The sequence below is a fragment of the Amycolatopsis kentuckyensis genome, from assembly GCF_002155975.1.
GTDB lineage: Bacteria > Actinomycetota > Actinomycetes > Mycobacteriales > Pseudonocardiaceae > Amycolatopsis > Amycolatopsis kentuckyensis.
The window spans coordinates 1-742 of the sequence record NZ_MUMI01000810.1 but is presented as its reverse complement, the minus strand read 5'-3'; the positions used below and the strand labels follow the sequence as shown (position 1 = coordinate 742).

1 protein-coding gene is annotated in these 742 nt (G+C 69.3%); it reads right to left on the bottom strand.

Going from position 1 to position 742, the window contains the following annotated elements; translation table 11 throughout:
• Nucleotides 1-21: 21 nt before the first annotated feature.
• On the bottom strand, nucleotides 22-742 hold a 721-nt coding region (sucB, locus tag CCN39_RS48195; RefSeq protein ID WP_086853910.1), incomplete at its 5' end, for a 2-oxoglutarate dehydrogenase, E2 component, dihydrolipoamide succinyltransferase.

Sequence of the window (742 nt, the reverse complement as noted above, 5' to 3'; positions counted from 1 at the left end):
GGCGGCCTTCGTCAGGGTGACTCAGAGACCGAGTTCGCTCTCGAAGTTGCCCTCTTCCAGGCGCTGCTTGATCGTCGTCAGGAAGCGGCCCGCGTCGGCCCCGTCCACCAGGCGGTGGTCGTAGGTCAGCGGCAGGTACGCCATCGACCGGACGGCGATCGTGTCGTTGCCGTCGGCGTCCGCGATCACGACCGGGCGCTTGACGACCGCGCCCGTGCCGAGGATGCCCGACTGCGGCTGCACGATGATCGGCGTGTCGAACAGCGCGCCGACGCTGCCGATGTTCGTGATCGAGAAGGTGCCGCCCGACAGCTCGTCCGGCTTGATCTGACCCGCCCGCGCGCGGCCCGCCAGGTCGGCGATCCGGTGCGCGAGACCGGCCAGGCTCAGCTCGCCCGCGTCGTGGATCACGACCGAGAGCAGCCCGCGCTCGGTGTCCACCGCGATGCCCAGGTGCACGGCGCCGTGGTAGGTGATCTCCTTCGTGTCCTCGTTGTAGGACGCGTTGACGTTCGGGTGCTGCTTGAGCGCCTCGACCGTGGCCTTCGCGAAGAACGGCAGGAACGTCAGGTTGACGCCCTCGCGCTCCTTGAAGCCCGCCTTCGCCCGCTGCCGCAGCTTGGCGATCTTCGTGACGTCGACCTCCTGGACCTGCGTGAGCTGCGCGGCGATCTGCAGCGACTCGCGGGTCTTGGTGGCCGTGATCTGGCGGATCCGGCTGGCCTTCTGCACGGTGCCGCGC